The sequence below is a fragment of the Vibrio sp. 1078-1 genome, from assembly GCF_033340475.1.
This window is the reverse complement of the sequence record NZ_JAWOWM010000003.1, coordinates 96744-117013: the sequence shown is the minus strand read 5'-3', so window position 1 is coordinate 117013 and position 20270 is coordinate 96744. Positions and strand designations below refer to the sequence as shown.

At 47.1% G+C, this 20270-nt stretch carries 16 protein-coding genes; 10 read left to right on the top strand and 6 right to left on the bottom strand.

Annotated elements, in window-relative coordinates; all coding sequences use genetic code 11:
- Positions 1–32: 32 nt before the first annotated feature.
- From R7190_RS07605 to R7190_RS07580, 6 genes are all read right to left on the bottom strand, one after another.
- Complete coding sequence (locus tag R7190_RS07605; protein WP_017633678.1) at positions 33–935, bottom strand: hydroxymethylglutaryl-CoA lyase; 903 nt, start codon at positions 933–935, stop codon at positions 33–35.
- Positions 916–2964 (bottom strand): acetyl/propionyl/methylcrotonyl-CoA carboxylase subunit alpha, encoded by a 2049-nt coding sequence (locus R7190_RS07600; protein WP_186585392.1) that lies wholly within the window; start codon positions 2962–2964, stop codon positions 916–918. Before R7190_RS07600 ends, R7190_RS07605 begins: the two co-directional genes overlap by 20 nt.
- On the bottom strand, positions 2957–3739 hold the full coding sequence (locus R7190_RS07595) for an enoyl-CoA hydratase-related protein (RefSeq protein ID WP_017633676.1): 783 nt from the start codon (positions 3737–3739) through the stop codon (positions 2957–2959). The genes R7190_RS07600 and R7190_RS07595 overlap by 8 nt, the downstream gene beginning before the upstream one ends.
- A gap of 105 nt (positions 3740–3844) precedes the next feature.
- Positions 3845–5452: a carboxyl transferase domain-containing protein gene (locus tag R7190_RS07590; RefSeq protein ID WP_137282718.1), complete on the bottom strand. Its 1608-nt coding sequence runs from the start codon at positions 5450–5452 to the stop codon at positions 3845–3847.
- 114 nt (positions 5453–5566) lie between these two features.
- Positions 5567–6736 carry an isovaleryl-CoA dehydrogenase gene (locus R7190_RS07585; protein ID WP_005373245.1) on the bottom strand — a complete coding sequence of 390 codons (1170 nt, stop codon included), beginning with the start codon at positions 6734–6736 and terminating at the stop codon, positions 5567–5569.
- Positions 6737–6781: 45 nt separating this feature from the next.
- A complete protein-coding gene (locus R7190_RS07580; protein WP_005373242.1) occupies positions 6782–7168 on the bottom strand; it encodes a MerR family transcriptional regulator in 387 nt (128 codons plus the stop codon).
- Between the two features lie 209 nt (positions 7169–7377).
- On the opposite strand from R7190_RS07580, the gene R7190_RS07575 reads away from it, so the two are divergent.
- The 10 genes from R7190_RS07575 to betB all read left to right on the top strand — a co-directional run bounded on the left by R7190_RS07575 (position 7378) and on the right by betB (position 20169).
- Complete coding sequence (locus R7190_RS07575) at positions 7378–8556, top strand: thiolase family protein (RefSeq protein ID WP_046264876.1); 1179 nt, start codon at positions 7378–7380, stop codon at positions 8554–8556.
- Positions 8557–8626: 70 nt separating this feature from the next.
- Positions 8627–10120, top strand: coding sequence for a CoA-acylating methylmalonate-semialdehyde dehydrogenase (locus R7190_RS07570; RefSeq protein ID WP_213986365.1), 1494 nt, complete (start codon positions 8627–8629; stop codon positions 10118–10120).
- 93 nt (positions 10121–10213) lie between these two features.
- Complete coding sequence (locus tag R7190_RS07565) at positions 10214–11368, top strand: acyl-CoA dehydrogenase family protein (protein WP_053307598.1); 1155 nt, start codon at positions 10214–10216, stop codon at positions 11366–11368.
- 29 nt (positions 11369–11397) lie between these two features.
- Positions 11398–12174 carry an enoyl-CoA hydratase gene (locus R7190_RS07560; RefSeq protein ID WP_042523591.1) on the top strand — a complete coding sequence of 259 codons (777 nt, stop codon included), beginning with the start codon at positions 11398–11400 and terminating at the stop codon, positions 12172–12174.
- A 10-nt stretch (positions 12175–12184) separates the two neighbouring features.
- The gene (locus R7190_RS07555; protein WP_042523593.1) at positions 12185–13315 is read left to right on the top strand and encodes an enoyl-CoA hydratase/isomerase family protein; all 1131 of its coding nucleotides are present in this window, start codon (positions 12185–12187) and stop codon (positions 13313–13315) included.
- 19 nt (positions 13316–13334) lie between these two features.
- Positions 13335–14231: a 3-hydroxyisobutyrate dehydrogenase gene (mmsB, locus tag R7190_RS07550; protein WP_138940142.1), complete on the top strand. Its 897-nt coding sequence runs from the start codon at positions 13335–13337 to the stop codon at positions 14229–14231.
- Positions 14232–14240: 9 nt separating this feature from the next.
- On the top strand, positions 14241–14999 hold the full coding sequence (locus R7190_RS07545; RefSeq protein WP_054576059.1) for an SDR family oxidoreductase: 759 nt from the start codon (positions 14241–14243) through the stop codon (positions 14997–14999).
- A 462-nt stretch (positions 15000–15461) separates the two neighbouring features.
- Positions 15462–17483: a diguanylate cyclase gene (locus R7190_RS07540; RefSeq protein ID WP_390904749.1), complete on the top strand. Its 2022-nt coding sequence runs from the start codon at positions 15462–15464 to the stop codon at positions 17481–17483.
- Between the two features lie 607 nt (positions 17484–18090).
- Positions 18091–18690, top strand: a complete 600-nt coding sequence (gene betI / locus R7190_RS07535) for a transcriptional regulator BetI (protein WP_017820329.1) — start codon at positions 18091–18093, stop codon at positions 18688–18690.
- Between the two features lie 18 nt (positions 18691–18708).
- Positions 18709–20169, top strand: coding sequence for a betaine-aldehyde dehydrogenase (betB, locus tag R7190_RS07530; protein ID WP_025767886.1), 1461 nt, complete (start codon positions 18709–18711; stop codon positions 20167–20169).
- Positions 20170–20270 lie beyond the last annotated feature (101 nt).

Sequence of the window (20270 nt, the reverse complement as noted above, 5' to 3'; positions counted from 1 at the left end):
TGAAATACATTACCTGATTGGTTGTTGATGATTTACAAGCTATACGGATCGCCCAGAGCTAATGCGACCCTAGAAGCAGGAGACTTTCCTAACGCACGGCAAATTTGCCAACCCGCTTCATTGATGACGCTAAGGTCAACGCCCGTTTCAATCCCAAGTTGCTCACACAGATAAAGTACATCTTCCGTTGCAACATTGCCACTGGCTCCTTTCGCGTAAGGGCAGCCGCCGAGCCCCGCTACTGCGCTATCAATGGTGTTGATGCCCATTAACAAGGCTTGGTAGATATTGGCTAATGCTTGTCCATAAGTGTCATGAAAATGTACTGCGAGCGCGTCTTTTGGCAGTAGCGTTAACAACGAATCCAGCATGGCGATAACGCGATTAGGTGTTGCTTTACCGACAGTATCACCGAGCGAAATCTCATAACATCCCATATCAAACAACGTATTGGCGACCTTGGTAGTTTGCTCTGGCTTGATTACTCCCTCATATGGACACACCATGGTACAAGACAAGTACCCGCGCACAGGTATGTTGTGCTGGTTCGCCAATTCGATAACGGGTTCAAAACGGGCAAGGCTCTCCGCAATGCTGCAGTTGATGTTCTTCTGGCTGAACGTTTCTGAAGCGGAGCCAAACACCGCAATTCGCTTTACACCGCTTTCCAGCGCACGTTCTAACCCTGCGAGATTTGGTGTGAGCGCGCTATAAACCACGTCAGGCTTTTTTGAGATACCAGCAAACACCTGATCGGAATCGGCCATTTGAGGCACCCACCTTGGAGAGACGAAAGATCCCGCCTCAATATGCTTTAAGCCACTGCTGCTTAGTTGGTTAATCAAACGGATTTTATCAACCAGCGTCACTGACGTTTCATTTTGTAAACCATCACGAGCGCCGACTTCGACGATATTAACTTTCGCTGGTAGCATACTCGCGCTCCTTATCTTCACTGACGTTATCCGATATCAAAGACAAATTCAGCAGGATGGAACCGTGCTGTACTTGGTCCCCGTGCTGATAAAACAATTCGTCGACTTTTGCTGCTACCGGAGCCGTGATGGTGTATTCCATTTTCATTGCTTCGAGTACCAAAAGCGGATCGCCCGCCGCCACTTCGTCACCTTTAGCCACCATAACTGCTGAAATTATGCCGTTGAGTGGTGCGGTTGGACTTAGTTCATCATCTACATCTTTTGCAGAGTCAAAGTTAGGTTGATGAGCGAACGTGCGCTGCTGACCAAGATAAAATAGTGTTGTTCTTTGTTCATCGCTAAGTGCATTAAAGGTGTAACGCACATTATCAATATCGACGATAAACTGGTTGTCACTTTCAAGCAGGATGACCTGATGCAGCTCCTCACCACATCGGACAGTGAAGTGAGATCCTGTATCTTGCGATGATTGTTGCAAACGTACCTGATGGTTGGCATTGGCATCCGTGAAGTTAAATCGGTAAACGTTGTCAACCGACAGTCTAAAACCTCGTTTGGTTGGCGCGGGTAACGTTGAGCTGTCTGATTTTGAAATGAGATCATTCCAGCGAGCAACCGCCGCCAATGTAAGCCAGATTGAATCCGACACGTCTTGCTGCTCATTTATGCCTTGTTGATGTGTGACGAGGAAACCTGTATCGAGCTCAATCTCGGCAAAGGCTGGCTGCGAAATAATACTGTGCAGATAACCAATGTTTGTCGTTACGCCACGTACGTGATATTGAGTTAACGCCTGCTTAAGCTGGTTTAGAGCGATATCACGAGTTTGCCCCCAGACGATCAGCTTGCTGATCATTGGATCGTAATATTCGCTGATGCTATCGCCTTGGGTAACACCACTATCAACGCGTACGCACGCTAGGCGCACATTACTGTCTGATACGGGTTCTTTTAAGTAGTCAATGCGGCCAGTCGACGGCATAAAGTCATTGTCTGTATCTTCTGCGTAAATTCGCAGCTCAATTGAATGACCGTTGTGGGTGATTTCAGATTGTGAAATAGGTAAATGCTCGCCAGCTGCGACTTTGAATTGCCACTCCACCAAATCAACGCCAGTGATCAATTCAGTGACAGGGTGTTCAACTTGCAGACGGGTATTCATCTCCATGAAGTAGAACTGACCTCGGCTATCGAGTAAGAACTCCACCGTGCCAGCGCCAACATAGTCGATCGCTTGAGCGGCCTGAACCGCAGCTTCACCCATTTGTTTACGCAGTTCATCACTAAGACCGGGAGCTGGTGCTTCTTCGACTACTTTTTGGTGACGGCGTTGAATGGAGCAATCGCGATCAGAAAGATAGACACAGTTGCCATGTTGGTCAGCAAATACCTGAACTTCAACGTGGCGAGGCTGCAATATACATTTTTCGATTAGAAGCTGCTTATCGCCAAAGCTTGAAAGTGCTTCACGCTGCGCACCGTCGATGGCCAGAGGCATTTCGGCTGCGCTATTGACCACTCGCATGCCTTTACCGCCGCCCCCTTGGGTTGCTTTAAGCATCACTGGGTAACCGATTTTTTCCGCTTCTGCTAATAAATGCTCTACGCTGTTGTCTGTGCCGTGATAGCCCGGAACCAATGGTACGTTCGCCTCAGACATGATGGCTTTGGCTTGCGACTTCGAACCCATTGCTTCAATTGCGCTGGTGGAAGGGCCAATAAAGGCGATGCCATTTTCGCTGCACGCTTTGGCTAGTTTCGGGTTCTCGGAAAGAAAACCATACCCAGGGTGGATAGCATCGGCTTGCCATTTTTTCGCAGCGCCGATAATCGCATCGATATCGAGATACGATTCACTCGCAGGAGCGGGGCCAATGAATTCAGCGAAATCCGCTTGTTTAACATGTAAGCTGCTGCGATCCGCTTCGGAATAGACGGCTACCGTCTCGATAGCCATGCTTTTTGCGGTTTTAATGATTCGGCAGGCAATTTCACCGCGGTTTGCGATCAGTATTCTTTTAAACATGATTCCTCCAATTGGCGGCGCGCTTTTCAAAAAATGCAGCTAGTCCTTCTTGTCCTTCACTGGACACGCGAGCGGTTGCAATAGCTTGGCTGGTGTATTCAATTAATGAATGATCGATAGGTTGGTTATCACAGCGTAAACAAAGTGCTTTTGCAGCCTGCATGGCTTGTGGACCGTTGTTGAGCAGGTGATCAATGGTGCGATTGACGGCTTCACGTGGTTGAGCGTCTATCTGATGAAGAATACTCATCGATAGCGCGGTTTCGGCATCAATCAGTTCCGCGGTTAAAAAGTAGCGTCGGCTTTGTCGTTGTCCAATCGCTCGGATTACGTAAGGTCCGATGGTGGCGGGTAACAAACCGAGCTTCACTTCACTCAAACAGAAGCGGCTTTCAGGTGTACCAATAGCGATATCGCAGCAGCAGATAAGCCCAAGTGCGCCGCCAAATGCAGCGCCATGCACCATAGCAATAGTCGGTTTGCTAAAGGTATCCAGCGTATGCAAAAGTTTTGCTAGTTGCTGTGCATCTTGCAGGTTTTCACTCTCGGTTTTGGTGGCCATTGACTGCATCCAGCCAAGATCCGCACCCGCAGAAAAGTGTTTCCCTTGCGCCGTTAGTACCAATGCACGTAGAGAGTCGTCTCTCTCAAGTTTTTCCAAGGTTTCGATAAGTGAAGCAATTAATTCATCATTAAACGCGTTGTGTTTCTCTGGTCGATTGAGGCTCAACCAAGCAACGCCATTGCTGTCTTTTTCAAGCAGTAGTCCGGTCATGTGACTTCCTTTGTCTGACATTTCAGTCTCTATTCCAATGCTCGCTAACCGTTACTTGTATAAACATCGGTATTCGCGAGGAGTTAAGGTTTGCCTTGCATCCGGCTACATACGGAAGATGCCAAATTTGCTGTCTGGTATTGGCGCATTAAGCGCAGCAGACAGAGCAATGCCGACAACATCACGGGTTTTCGCAGGGTCAATAATGCCGTCGTCCCACAAACGAGCACTGGCGTAATAAGCGTGACTTTGAGTCTGATATTGCTCCGCAATTGGACGTTTGAACGCTTCTTCTTCCTCCGCGCTCCAGCTTTCACCTTTGCGAGTTTTGATATCGCGGGTCACTTGCGCCATCACGCCAGCCGCTTGCTCTCCACCCATGACGGAGATGCGCGCGTTTGGCCACATCCACATCATGGTTGGATCATAAGCGCGGCCACACATGCCGTAGTTTCCTGCGCCATACGATCCACCAATAACCACGGTAAACTTCGGCACGTCTGCACACGCAACAGCAGTTACCATTTTCGCACCATGTTTGGCGATGCCTTCGGCTTCGTACTTCTGACCGACCATAAAGCCCGTGATGTTCTGCAAGAAGAGCAGAGGAATTTTGCGTTGTGCGCACAGCTCAATAAAATGCGCGCCTTTTTGTGCTGATTCCGAAAATAGAATGCCGTTGTTAGCGACAATGCCAATCGGCATACCGTGAATATGGGCAAAGCCACAGACCAAGGTTTCGCCGAACAAGGCTTTAAATTCATCGAACTGGGAATCATCAACAATTCGGGCAATGACCTCTTTAACATCAAACGGCTTTTTAAGATCGGTTCCGACGATGCCGTACAGCTCTTGGGCAGGAAAACGTGGTTCCTGAGGTGCTTTTTGCTTGAGTTGAACGGGTTTCAAGTGGTTGATTTGTGAAACCGCTTGTCTTGCCAACTCTAACGCGTGGTGATCATTTTCTGCGTAATAGTCCGCCACACCAGAGGTGCGACAGTGAACGTCTGCGCCACCAAGATCTTCCGCGCTGACTTCTTCACCTGTCGCTGCTTTTACAAGAGGTGGACCTGCCAAGAAAATCGTACCTTGTTCTTTGACTATGATGGAAACATCACACATCGCAGGAACATAAGCGCCGCCAGCGGTACATAGCCCCATGACCACAGCGATTTGCGGGATACCCTTGGCTGACATTCGGGCTTGGTTATAGAAAATACGACCGAAGTGGTCTTTGTCTGGGAAGACCTCATCTTGGCGGGGTAGGTTAGCGCCGCCAGAATCGACTAAGTAAACACACGGCAGTTGGCATTTTTTTGCAATTTCTTGTGCGCGTAAGTGTTTTTTCACCGTAAGTGGGTAGTAACTGCCGCCTTTTACCGTCACGTCATTGGCGACGATCATGCACTCGGTGCCGTCAATTACGCCAACACCCGCTACTACGCCCGCGCATGGAACGTAATCTGGATACACATCCCAACCCGCGAACTGGCCAATTTCTAAGAAGGATGAACCGGGATCGAGGAGGGCAAGAATGCGCTCACGTACCGGAAGTTTGCCTTTCTTCTGCTGATGCTCGCGGGCTTTCTCACCACCACCATCTTCTATTTGGGCAGTCACGGTATAAAGTTGATCTACAAGTGACGCCATAGAGCGGTAGTTTTCCTGATACTGCTCTGAGTGGGTATTAATATTGGTCGTCAAACAAGCCATAAATAGCCGATCTCCATTCGGTAGACGGGTGACACCACCCGCCTTTATCTATGTTGAATAAGATTTAGGTTGAATAAGGAATTTATTTAGATTCAGAACGCCTAGGTATGTTGATTAGGCGCTTTCGTTAAACAATTCGCGACCAATAAGCATGCGGCGAATTTCTGAAGTGCCCGCACCGATTTCATACAGCTTGGCATCTCGCAACAAACGGCCCGTATCAAACTCGTTGATGTAGCCGTTACCGCCAAGTAGTTGAATCGCATCCAGTGCCATCTTGGTTGCCAGCTCTGCGCTGTAGAGGATCGCGCCAGCAGAATCTTTACGTGTGGTTTCACCACGATCACAAGCGGCAGCGACGGCGTAAACATACGCTTTAGCGGCATTCATTTGTGTGTACATATCCGCGATTTTTGCTTGAACTAGCTGGAATTCACCGATGGATTTACCGAACTGTTTACGGTCGTGAATGTAAGGCACAACGATATCCATACACGCCTGCATGATGCCAAGTGGGCCGCCTGCAAGCACCACACGCTCGTAGTCGAGGCCGCTCATCAATACTTTCACGCCTTGGTTTTCTTCGCCGAGAATGTTTTCCGCAGGGACTTCGCAGTTTTGGAAGACCAGCTCACACGTATTCGAGCCGCGCATACCCAACTTGTCGAGTTTTTGTGCTTGAGTAAATCCAGGGAATCCGCGTTCCACAATAAATGCCGTGATGCCTTTGGAGTGCTGGCTTGGGTCGGTTTTTGCGTAGACAACATAGGTGTGTGCATCAGGGCCGTTGGTGATCCACATTTTGTTGCCGTTTAGCAGGAAAATATCGCCTTTACGTTCGGCTTTAAGCTGCATAGAGACCACATCAGAGCCGGCGCCGGGTTCACTCATAGCAAGGGCGCCGATATGTTCACCGGAGATGAGCTTAGGTAGGTATTTCTCTTTTTGCGCTTGTGTGCCGTTACGGTGGATTTGGTTGACGCAAAGGTTGGAGTGGGCGCCGTAACTTAACGCAACCGAAGCGGATGCTCGGCTGATTTCTTCCATAGCGATAACGTGGGCGAGATAGCCCATGCCTGCACCACCAAACTCTTCGCTGGTGGTCACACCTAAAAGACCCATGTCACCTAATTTGGACCAAAGATGGTTTGGAAAGTCGTTAGTTTGGTCGATAGATTGCGCTAGCGGCGCAATTTCTCTTGCAGCAAAACTATTGATTTGCTCGCGAAGCAAATCGGTATTTTCGTCATAAACAAAGTTCAGGGAAGAGTAGGTAGATTTCATTGCGTGTCCTTGCCTTTACGTCACCTACATCCCAGAGTTGAGGTGTTAGGTGACTTTTTCGCCTTTCATGGATCTCAGTGTGTTTTGGCATCGCAACTGCGCAGCATTTAACTCCATCATTACCGCTTGAATGTCGTTTGCTTGCTGTTGCAATGCTGCCTTCTTCTCTTCGATCAACCGAATCATATAGTTCAACTGCTCAGTACTTTGATCGGTATCGTAGAGTTCAAATAACTCTTTGATATCTGCAAGAGAAAAGCCCAATCGCTTACCTCGCAAAATCAGTTTTAGTCGAATTCGATCACGACCATTGTAGATTCGAGTGTTGCCTTTACGTTCTGGAGTTAGGAGACCTAAATCTTCGTAGAAGCGAATGCTTCGAGTAGTAATGTCGAACTCTTTCGCGAGCTCGCTGATCTTAAATGTGTTCATTCCTTAACCTTACGACTTTCGTATAACATTTACATGAATATACAATTCGTTAACGTTAAAGTAAACAAACAACATCCACTCTTGAGCCTTGATATCACTCGCATTTACTCGAAATCAAAGAATCACTCGAACAAACAATAACCTCAAACTTGACGTTAACGTAAATGTTAGTATAGTTATGACGTAAACGTCAACAAAAGGTTAATGGAATGAAAAATGAAACATGGATTGTTGCCGCTAAGCGAACGCCTATCGGCTCTTTTCAAGGTGCATTAGCTTCAACAGATGTCACGGAACTCGGTGCGAAAGCCATTCAAGGGGCGCTAGCCGAAAGCCAACTCGATGTGCACAAAATAGACGAAGTGTTGATGGGGTGCGTTTTACCCGCCGGTGTGGGGCAAGCGCCTGCAAGACAAGCAAGCCTTAAAGCTGAAATGCCACAATCGATTGGTTGTACGACACTGAACAAAGTTTGTGGATCGGGTATGAAAACCGTGATGCTGGCATATGACCTTATTCAATCTGGTAATGCGCATGCTGTCATCGCTGGTGGCATGGAAAACATGTCGTCTTCTCCTTATCTATTAAAGAAAGCGCGTGATGGTTTCCGTTTAGGTCACGAGCAAGTGCTTGATCACATGTTTTATGACGGTTTGCAGGATGCCTACCAAGGCGAGCTGATGGGTGTCTTTGCAGAACAGACGGCGCAAAAGTATCAGTTCAGCCGTGAAAGTATGGATGCCTGGGCGCAGCAGTCGGTGACTCGTGCGCAGCAAGCAATCGAGCAAGGTTTGTTCAAAGAAGAGATCGTGCCTGTTAACGTAAAAAGTCGGCGCGGCGAAACCTTGGTTGTAGATGATGAGCAACCGAGCAAACTCGACGTCACTAAAATTCCTACCTTACGCCCTGCGTTTGCCAAAGATGGCGGCGTAACCGCAGCAAACTCTAGTTCCATTTCGGATGGTGCGTCGGCAATGATCTTAGTCGATAGTGAGTTTGGTCGTCAGGAAAACCTTCAGCCTCTAGCCAAAATTGTCGCGTACAGCACGCATGCAAGACAGCCTGATGAGTTCACCATCGCACCAGTCTTCGCGATTGAATCGCTGCTGGAAAAAACGGGCTGGGACAAATCAGACGTGGACCTTTGGGAAATCAATGAAGCTTTTGCTGTCGTGACTCAATACGCGGTGAAAGCTCTCGAACTGGACGAGAGCAAAGTGAACCCTCGCGGAGGGGCGTGTGCGCTGGGGCATCCAATAGGCGCAAGTGGCAATCGAATCCTTGTCACTTTGATTCATGCGCTAAAACAAACTGGTGGTAAGCGTGGCGTTGCATCGCTTTGTATTGGCGGCGGCGAAGCTACCGCTATCGCGATTGAAATCTGCTAAATCACTCTCAACAAAGTTTCACTTACATAACAGTAGTCAGTAACAAGCTGAAAAATACAAGGATGTCATCATGACAGAACAAGTAAAGCAGTATATCGGTGGTGAATTTGCCATCTCCGATTCAAAACAATGGCTAGATGTAACCAACCCGGCAACCAACGAAGTGATTGCACAAGTACCTTGTGCCACGGAATCGGAAATGAATGCGGCGATTGCCAGCGCAACAGAAACGTTCAAACGCTGGAAAGAAGTTGCAGCGCCGGAGCGTGCTAGATTGATGTTGCGCTACCAACATCTGTTAAAAGAGCAACACGATGAGTTGGCGATACTGCTTTCAAGTGAGACAGGCAAAACCCTCGCGGATGCAAAGGGTGACATTTGGCGTGGGATTGAAGTCGTAGAACAAGCGGCGAACATTTGTAGCTCAATGATGGGCGAAACGGTTGAGAACGTCGCGACCAATATTGATGGTTACTCTTACATTCAACCGCTCGGCGTTTGTGCTGGCATTACACCGTTTAACTTCCCTGCGATGATTCCATTGTGGATGTTCCCGATGGCGATCGCTTGTGGCAACACCTTTGTTTTGAAGCCGTCAGAGCAAGTGCCACTAACGGCAATGAAACTGGCGGAGCTGTTTGAACAAGCTGGCGCACCAAAAGGCGTATTGCAAGTTGTTCACGGGACCAAAGAGCAAGTCGACCGCATTCTGACTGATCCAGCTGTTCGTGCGATCTCTTTTGTTGGCTCTGTGCCCGTTGGTGAGTACATCTACAAAACAGGTACAGACAACCTGAAACGCGTGCAGTCATTTGCAGGTGCTAAGAACCACATGGTCATCATGCCGGATGCAAACAAACAGCAAGTCATCAATAACCTAGTTGGCGCGTCAGTTGGTGCTGCAGGCCAACGCTGTATGGCGATTTCGGTTGCCGTATTTGTCGGCGAAACCAAAGAATGGATTCCAGAGCTTAAAGAGGCGTTAGCTCAGGTTCAGCCTGGCGCGTGGGATGATGAAACCGCCGGTTATGGTCCGCTGATTAGCCCTCAAGCGAAGCTGCGAGTGGTGAATCTGATTAATGAAGGCAAAGCGTCAGGCGCGAATTGTGTTCTGGACGGGACAGACTGCCAAGTGCCTGGCTTTCCGAACGGTAACTGGGTGGGGCCAACACTATTTACCAACGTGACCACAGACATGTCGATTTATCAGGAAGAAATTTTCGGGCCTGTGCTGTTAACTATGGAAGTGGATGACCTAGATGAAGCGATTGAACTGATCAATGCAAACCGCTTTGGTAATGGTACGTCTATTTTCACGGCGAACGGCGCTGCCGCGAGAAAGTATCAACACAATATCGAAGTAGGTAACGTAGGCATCAACGTGCCGATTCCAGTGCCATTGCCATTTTTCTCATTTACTGGGTGGAAAGGCAGCTTCTACGGCGACCTGCATGCTTACGGTAAACAAGCGGTTCGCTTCTACACCGAGACGAAAACTGTCACCGCGCGTTGGTTTGAAGATGACATTCCAAGCGGTCCAAACATGACCATTCAACTTAGCTAATTACTGGATTAGCGACACCTCTAGCCAAGCGCCACCGTTTAAGTGGGCTTGGCTCGGATACAAATGCAACGAATTAGACCTTAGGACTTCAAGATGGATTTTGAATTAAACGAAGATCAACTCGCGTTTGCCGAAGTAGCAAAGCAGTTTGCAGACCAAATGTTAGCGCCTCATGCGGCCGAGTGGGATGAAAACCATCACTTCCCTAAAGATGTACTGCGTCAGGCGGGTGAGCTGGGCTTTCTGAGCATCTATACGCCGCCAGAGCATGGTGGCTTAGGGTTATCTCGTTTGGATGCGGCGATCATTTTCGAGCAGTTGGCTATGGGTTGTACCGCGACTACTGCGTTTATGACCATTCACAACATGGCGACGTGGATGATCACCAGCTTTGCCAAAGCAGAAGTGGCGCAGCAATTTAGCGCGGATCTAATTTCGGGTGAAAAGCTCGCTTCCTACTGTTTAACCGAACCTAATGCCGGCTCTGACGCCGCTTCTCTAACGACTAGCGCAGTGCGTGATGGCGATGAGTTTGTCCTCAATGGAGCAAAAGTGTTTATCTCGGGTGCGGGTGATACAGATGTATTGGTCGTGATGGCGCGTTCGTGTGGTGAAGGAGCGGGTGGCGTTTCTGCATTCGTTGTTCCTGCTGATTGCGAAGGCATTAGCTACGGTAAAAAAGAAGCCAAAATGGGTTGGAACTGCCAGCCAACTCGCATGATTACCTTCGAAAATGTCCGCATTCCTGCCGACTATCTGTTGGGTGAAGAGGGCGAAGGTTTTAAGTTTGCCATGCTTGGTCTGGATGGCGGCCGAATCAACATTGCTACTTGTTCCGTCGGCACGGCACAACAAGCACTGAACGAAGCCAAACAATACATGACTGAACGCAAACAGTTCGGACGTTCACTGGCGCAATTCCAAGCCCTGCAATTCAAGTTGGCTGATATGGCTACTGAGCTGGTTGCCGCGCGTCAAATGGTGCGACTTGCTGCCGCAAAACTCGATGCCCAACATGCAGAAAAAAGCGCGTACTGTGCAATGGCAAAACGCTTTGCCACCGATGTTGGCTTTAAGGTATGTGACCAAGCTCTGCAGATTCACGGAGGATATGGCTACATCAAAGAATATCCAGTAGAGCGCCACTTCAGAGATGTTCGCGTTCATCAAATCCTCGAAGGCACCAACGAAATTATGCGTTTGATCGTTGCAAGACGTTTACTCACCGAGGGCGTTGAGCTGGTTTAGATTGATACTGTTTAAAGGACGAAATGATTATGATTGCACAAATCAAATTGGAACGTGAAGCGCACATTGCCAAGCTCACGATTAGTAACCCGCCAGCAAACACCTGGACGCTGGAGTCTCTAAATCAGCTAAAAGAGTTGGCGATTGAACTTAGCAATGATCGCTCTATTTATGCGTTGGTATTAACAGGCGAAGGTGAGAAATTCTTTTCTGCTGGAGCGGATCTCAACAACTTTGCATCCGGCGATAAATCGCAAGCAGCAGATATGGCGTTCGCATTTGGTGAAGCGTTTGAAGCGCTTTCTGCATTCGATGGGGTTTCCATCGCGGCAATTAATGGTTACGCGATGGGTGGCGGTTTGGAAGTGGCAATGGCGTGCGACATTCGCATCGCAGAAGAACAAGTACAAATGGCACTTCCTGAAGCGTCGGTAGGTTTGCTGCCGTGTGCGGGTGGGACACAAAACCTGACCGCGTTGGTAGGTGAAGGTTGGGCGAAGCGTATGATCTTGTGTGGTGAGCGTGTGACGGCCGAGCGAGCGGAAAAAATTGGTTTAGTCGAAGAAGTGGTGGCGAAAGGCCAAGCACTGGAAGCGGCTATGGAACTTGCACAGCGTGTTGCGAGCCAATCGCCGAAATCCGTGTCTGCATGCAAAACGCTTATTCAAGGCCGACGCAGCCAAACTCACGCGGCCGGATTGGTCTTGGAGCGTGAACTCTTCTTACAGCTGTTCAATACACAAGATCAGACTGAGGGTGTGAATGCCTTCTTGCAGAAGCGTAAGCCACAATGGACAAACAGCTAGCGGAGGCCAAATGACAGGTACAGTAAATGTTTCACAGATAGAATGTGCTGACGGTTCTGCCATTGGTGTGTTGGAGCTTGATAATCCAGCTGCTCTCAACGCGCTGAGTTACGTGATGATCGAGCAGCTCTATAACCAACTGGTAGAGTGGCAATCGAACGACAGCATCGTCGCGGTATTCTTGCATGCTCAAGGTGAAAAAGCGTTTTGTGCTGGTGGCGATATTCAAGCGATCTACCGTGCACTTGAAAACAAAGAGCAAGACTTTGATTCTGCATTTTCAGCGATGGAAACCTTCTTTGACCTCGAATATCGCTGTGACCATCTTATTCACACTTATCCAAAACCGATCATTGCGTGGGGACATGGTTATTTGATGGGCGGGGGAGTTGGCCTGTTTATGGGAGCAAGTCATCGCGTTGCAGAAACCACCACACGCTTTGCAATGCCAGAGATTAAAATTGGCCTTTACCCAGATGTAGGCGCGACGTACTTCCTGAACCAGTTGCCAAAACATTTGGCACTGTTCTTAAGTTTGACGGCTTGCCAAATTAACGCAACAGATATGAAAGCGTTGGGGTTAAGCCAATGGATTGCACAGCCAGAAAACAAGCAAGTGCTGCTGGATCTGCTTGCATCGGTAAGTTGGAAAGGTGAAGCGAACATCAACGAAAAAATCGCCACTACGCTGCGTTCGGTACACGTGGACGAGCCAACCGAAGGGATGTTGATGCCCTATGCGGAATTGATTGAGCAGTTATGTTCGGGTGACTTAGCGTCAATTGTTGATGCAATCAGCCGTGCTAACGTTGATAACAAGTGGTTCGTCAATGCGCAGAAGTCACTGAACTATGGCAGTCCGTTGTCGCTCAGTATCACTTATCAGCAGTTAACGCAGTATCAAAACCTCTCTTTGAAAGCGTGTTTTGATATGGAATTTAACCTAACACTACGTTGTGGCTTAGAAGGTGATTTTAGAGAAGGGGTTCGTGCGCTGATTATTGATAAAACCAATCAACCGACTTGGCAACATCGCACGGTTTCTGACGTAACGCCACAAGTTTTGGAGCGCTTCTTCTCGCCAATTGACTCAGCAGAATACCCACTGACCGCATCGTCGGTAGCTATAGCGGCACTTTAGTACAAGGAAGAAATACGATATGGACAAAATTGCATTTATTGGCCTTGGTAACATGGGTGCGCCTATGGCTAAGAATCTACTCAAAGCGGGCTTGAACGTCGAAGTATTTGATTTGAACCCAAACGCAGTTGAGGAGTTGACCGCATTGGGCGCTTCAAGTGCCGATTCCGTTCAGCAGGCAGTACAAGGTGTTGACGTGGTTGTCACTATGCTGCCAGCGAGCCAACACGTTCAAAGCGTTTATCTTGGTCAAGATGGCATCTTAGATAGCGTCGAATCAGGTACCTTGCTGATTGATTCTTCCACCATCGATCCGGCGACTGCTCGTTTGGTTGGCGAAAAAGCATCGCAACTTGGTATCAGTTTTGTTGATGCACCAGTATCTGGTGGCGTTGCGGGCGCAGCAGCAGGTACGTTAACTTTCATTGTTGGCGGCTCACAAGAGAACTTTGTTCAAGCCAAAGCGGTGCTTAGCCACATGGGTAAAAACATCTTCCATGCAGGCGATGCTGGAGCTGGTCAGGTGGCGAAGATCTGCAATAACATGATGTTGGGCATTTTGATGAGCGGCACCTGTGAAGCACTCAATTTAGGGATGGAAAACGGACTCGATCCCAAAGTGCTTTCCGACATCATGTTGCAAAGTTCAGGGCGTAACTGGGCGCTAGAGCTGTATAACCCTTGTCCAGGTGTGATGGAAAATACGCCTGCAAGCAATGGTTATCAAGGCGGCTTTATGAGCCAGTTAATGGCTAAAGATCTGGGTCTTGCGATGGAAGCGGCAGTTGCCTGTCAAACATCAACGCCAATGGGCAGCTTGGCTCGTAATCTGTTTAATTTTCACAACGGTCAGGGCAACGGGCAAAAAGATTTTTCAAGCTTGTTTGAGTTCTACCAAAAGCAAAATCAGGCCTAAGGAGCGCTTATGGAGTTAGCAAATAAGGTCATTGCGATCACGGGGGCAGGGCAGGGGCTGGGTAAACAAATGGCACTGTCACTGGCGGAAAATGGCGTTCATCTTGCGCTTATCGACCTCAATTCAGAGCAACTGGCTGAAACGAAAGCGGAATGTGAATCTCTCGGCGTTACCGCTCGTTTTTATGTGACGAACGTGACTGACGAACAGCAGGTGTGCAGTGCTTTTGAGCAAATTGAGGCAGATTTCAAGCAGCTCAATGGCGTTATCAATAACGCAGGTATTATGCGTGATGGTATGTTCATTAAAGTCAAAGATGGTCAGGTTAACACGATGTCGCTGGAACAATTTCAGTCTGTTCTAGATGTGAATGTAACAGGCACTTTCCTGTGTGGCCGTGAAGCGAGCAAGGTAATGCTGAACACCGATAGCAAAGGGGTTCTGATCAACATATCCAGCGTTGCGCGTGCCGGGAATATTGGTCAAACCAACTATTCAGCATCTAAAGCGGCGGTAGCCACCATGGCAACGGTGTGGGCGAAAGAGTTAGGGCGTTTCGGAATTCGCTCAGTGGCGATTGCTCCGGGTGTCATCAAAACTGCCATGACAGACCAAATAAAACCTGAAGCGATGGAACGTTTAATCGGAATGATTCCGGTTGGACGTTTAGGTTTGGCGGATGAAATTTCATCGACCATAAAATACGTGTTAACCAACGAATTCGTGACCGGAAGAGTGTTCGAAGTCGATGGCGGAATGCGAATGTAACCCCTTCTGCAACATAAAAAAGGGGAGCGAGTTTGATTGTCCGCTTCCTTCCATTTTCTCCTTTCTTTTATTGCTTCTATCTGAAAAATGTATTGGATGCATGGTCGACTGCTATCTCATCGAACGGTATAAAAATTGATTCTATTTCTAATGTGAATGGTTAGTTCTATATTGCTTGTCATGTAAATGTATCAACTCACAACTAAGACGATCTTTTGTCTCACTAACGAGATCGTCATTCTTGGTGTGTAAAAAACATTCTTATTGGTCATATTGTAACCGAAAACTATTTCGGCATCTAAAGATGGTGATTTATTATTCAGCGCAAAATACATGGGAATATGAGGCTGACTGAATAACCTTCAGTTGTCTTAATAATAAATAATCAGAATTCTCAATTACACTGAAGTAACTACCCATTAGGGAAGAGCAATAATGTCACTATTTCATTCGCTTAGGACGATGCCGCTATTATTGGGGTGTCTGTGTTTTTCTGTTCAGGCCTCCACAGAAAAGGTGGAACAGGAAGGTAAGTTTTTACAGTCGTTAGAAGGCATCGAAAATCAAATTTACGCATTACCTCAGAGTTCTTTAGCTTTGATTGAAGCGTTAGAAGAAGAGTCTTTACTACAAAACCAACCAACAGCGCTGTTGGTGCGTTACTGGCTTGCCAAGGCCACGGTTTTAGAGCTGCTAGGGCGCGTAGAAGAGAGTCAGAGTGTCGTTCAAAAAGGATTGGAGCTTGTGCGTCCACAGAGCCATGAGTATCTCCTGTTTAAGTTGATTCAGATGCGAACTATGGTTGGAAAGAGCGATATCGATACCGCGCTTTCTGCGTTGGATAGCTTGTTGGAAACATCGCGTGAGAATGGTGATAAGCAACTTGAATCAGAAATCCTGTTGCTAAAAGGACGCTATTACGATGAGCAAGGTGAGTTTAAAAAATCCTATGCTGCACTTATGTCGTCCATGGATGCGGCTGAATCTTCAGGTGTTCACGGGCTGGTCGAACGTGCAGCACTAGAGCTAGGTGACGTACTTGTCAAAATTCAGGGTTACGACCGATCTGAGGCGCTTTTGGAACAAGCATATCGCTATTTTAGGGATAGGCGTATGTCGTTCAATGAGTTGTTGAGCGTTTTGACGATAGCGAAACTTCATAAAGCACAGTTCCAATACGAAGAGGCGATAGCGTCATATCAGCGAGCGTTAAAGCTGGCTCAAATTATCGGTGATGGACGCTTTAGATTTCGAGTTAACCTTGAACTTGCAGCTTTATATCGCGAGACGAAACAAGAAAAGAAGATGGTTAACCACTTGAAGCTGGCGGAGAATTTACAGTACAGAGAAACGTCTAGCGCGTATTTGGCAACATTTAAGTTGTTACAAGCCGAATATATGTTAGAGCAGCAGCAATTTGAAATACTTTTAGCGATGATCGCGCCAATGCTGCCGGAGATTATAGAGAGTCGATACGTCAAGCAACAGCAAATGGAGCTACTAAAAGTCGCCGCTATGGCCTATGCGGGAAGCAATGACTTTAAACTAGCATTCGAAACTTACGGTAACTATCACGATAAATTTATCCAATTTAGCAATCAAAGAGAAGTTGAAAATCTTGAGCGCCAGCAGACGTTATTTGAGTTGGAACGACTTGAATATGAGAACGAAGATCTCAACTGGAACAATGTTTTGCAGCGTATGGAGCTAGAAAGTAACCGTCGTACTTTTTACTTATTGGGTGAAGCGCTACTTGCGCTCATCGGTGTTCTATTTTTGATGGCGGTAGTATTTCTCGTCGTCAATCGCTCGCGTTTGAGAATGCGTCGCCTCGCAAAGACAGACACATTGACAGGGTTGTTCAATCGCCGTTTTTTAGAGGACTGGTTCACTAAGCCAGTAGAAGTGAGGCGTGAGCGAAAAGAGAAACCGGTACCTCAATCTAAGCAAAAAAAAATACAACACTTTGTTTTTGAGCAAGTCGAGCAAGTTAAGTACGGTTATCTAGCTTTAAATAAATGGGTAGATAGCAAACTCGATAAACAGAAAATGGTGCCAAATAAGCCACAATCGGGGCCAGTAACTTTAGCGTTAATCGATGTGGATTATTTCAAGCAGGTAAATGATACCTATGGGCATGTGTTTGGAGATACCGTACTAACGGGCGTTGCCAAAGTGTTGGAGGAAACTGTACGTGAGAACGACATTGTTGCTCGCTTTGGTGGTGAAGAGTTTGTTGTTGTTATGCCCAATACAGACCATGAAAACGCCCTTATTACTGCCGAACGTTTACGTAGCGCTTTATCCCTACATGGCTTTGTTACGGAACAGAAAGAAGAAGTGAGAGTGACCTGTAGTTTTGGAGTCGTTACCACTGAAGATAATGAGATGAGCTTTAAATCACTTTGCGATCAGGCCGATAAATTGCTTTATCAAGCGAAAGCGAACGGACGCAACTGCGTGAAAGGTCGCTCGCTAGCGTAACAGAAATCAAAAGTTCAGGCTCATCGCACGATGAATCTGAACTTATCCCTCCCATTTACTTTGATAGCCAAGTGACTTTGAGATCCTTGCTTCGAATATAAAACGCTGAATCTAAAATCTTAAAGTCACTTGGCGATATTACTTAAAAATGGCTTAAGGAGATATCGAATCGCATATTCATGGCGTTCAATATAACCTCTCTTTTTGCCTCCTTCACCTTCAAAGTGCGAATGCCACTTGTGTCTACAAAACTATAACAAACTAGAGTGTCTATTCTTTGTACAAACAAACCATGTACAGGTGAAATGATTAGTGGTCGATATAAATTTTTTGTGGCACAGATTTTTGTTGTTCAAAAATCAACTCGTTCATCATCGTTTTAAAAATGGATCGACATTTAAGTGGCTGATTTTGCTTGCTTTATTTGTTTGTTCTTAAACTGAAATCTAGTTATCCCGACAAGTTCTTACCGAGCAATTTTTCGTACACCCTCAACTTTTCATCCTTTTTTACTAACATTTTTCTTTAAAAATAATTTGAGTTCGAATTAATTTTCAGGCATTTTATATTTAACTAACCGTTCAATTAAAAATAACAGGGACGCAAAATGCCAAAGGTGGGGATGCCTGAAATCAGAAAACCGCAGCTTGTGAAAGCGACAATGTCAGTGATTGATAGAGTCGGTTTACACGCGGCGAGTATTTCGTTAATCAGCAAAGAAGCCGGTGTATCAACGGGGATTATCAACCACTATTTCGGTGGTAAGCACGGATTGCTGGAGGAAACGATGCGCGAAATCTTGCGTCAGCTTTCGTCCACTATCACACAGAAGTTACGTGAGCTGCCAAGTGATGCTCATCACCAAAGAATTAACGCCATCATTGATGGTAATTTTGTCGGCTATCAGGCAGAAAACCAAGTTGCCAAGACTTGGCTGGCGTTTTGGTCGTACTCAATGCATGACGAGCAGCTCAAGCGTTTGCAGCGTGTCAACGAACGACGTCTATTGTCCCACCTAAGAAAAGAACTCAAAGCATTATTAAATGCAGAGCAGGCTGAATTGGTTGCTCATGGTATTGCATCACTTATTGATGGAATTTGGCTGCGCGGAACGCTCAACCCGCAAGGCATTGATGCAGAAAGAGCGAGAATCATCATCAACGATTATCTCGAAAAACAACTTACGTTTTATTCTGAAAAAATATAAAAGTTACAGGTCTTCAAAATGGAAATGAAAGCACACTATATCAATGGTGCGATGTACGACGGGTGTTCAGATGAACACTTCACCACTTACAATCCGGCGAATGGTGAGCCATTGGCCAACATTAAACAAGCGAACCAAGACGATCTTCAAGCAGCGATTGAATCGGCAAAGAAAGGTTTTGCTGCATGGTCGGCGATGACTGCGATTGAGCGCAGCCGTATTTTACACAAAGCCGTTGCCATTTTACGTGAGCGTAATGACGAGCTGGCTGCATTGGAAGTGGCAGATACTGGTAAGCCCATTCAAGAAGCTATCGCGGTTGATGTCACAACAGGTGCCGATGTTCTTGAGTACTACGCTGGCCTTGCTCCAAGTCTACAAGGTGAACAGCAGCCGCTCAGCGACGATCAGTTTTTCTATACACGTCGTGAGCCATTGGGCATTTGCGCGGGTATTGGCGCTTGGAATTATCCAATTCAAATTGCGATGTGGAAATCGGCGCCAGCACTGGCTGCGGGCAACGCAATGATCTTCAAGCCATCAGAAGAAACACCATTAACGGCGCTTAAGCTCGCCGAAATTTATTCAGAAGCGGGCATGCCAGATGGCGTATTTAATGTCGTGCAAGGGGATTACCGAGTAGGACAGATGCTAACGGCGCATCCTGATATCGCAAAAGTGTCATTCACGGGTGAGTCAGGCACCGGTAAAGTCGTCATGAGTGACAGCGCTAAGACACTAAAACAAGTAACGATGGAGCTTGGTGGTAAGTCTCCACTGATTATTTTTGATGATGCGAAGTTAAACGATGCCGTTTCTGCGGCCATGGTGGCGAACTTCTACACCCAAGGTGAGGTTTGTACGCACGGTACACGTGTATTTGTCCATGAAGGTATTTATGACGACTTTATCGCACAGCTTAAAGCCCGAACCGAGCTGTTAGTCGTCGGCGATCCGCTTGATGAGAACACGCAAATTGGCGCGCTAATCTCTAAAGATCATGAATCGAAAGTTCTAGGAGCGATTGAAGCCGCGAAAGCGAGTGGCGCGACGTTACTGACTGGCGGCTACAAAGTAACAGACAATGGCCTAGCCAATGGTAACTTTGTTGCTCCAACCGTATTTGTCGATTGCGATGATGACATGAGCCACGTTCAACAAGAAATCTTTGGCCCGGTAATGTCAGTTCTGAAATTCCGCGATGAGTCGGAAGTGATTGCGCGTGCAAATGGCACCGATTATGGCTTAGCGGCAGGTGTATTTACTCAAAACCTATCTCGTGCGCACCGTGTGATCCATCAAATTCAAGCGGGTATTTGTTGGGTGAACACATGGGGTGACTCACCTGCGGAAATGCCAGTTGGCGGCTACAAGCAATCAGGTGTTGGCCGTGAAAACGGAGTCGAAACCCTTAAACATTACACACAAACGAAGAGTGTTCTGGTTCAGCTAAGCGACTTCGAAAGCCCTTACAAATGATACTACTCATAGTAGATAACTGACCACTTTAGCTTGTTAAAATGCTCGATAACTACGTTGTCAATTTTGATTGTAGGTTAACTACTTATCAAAATTTCCGC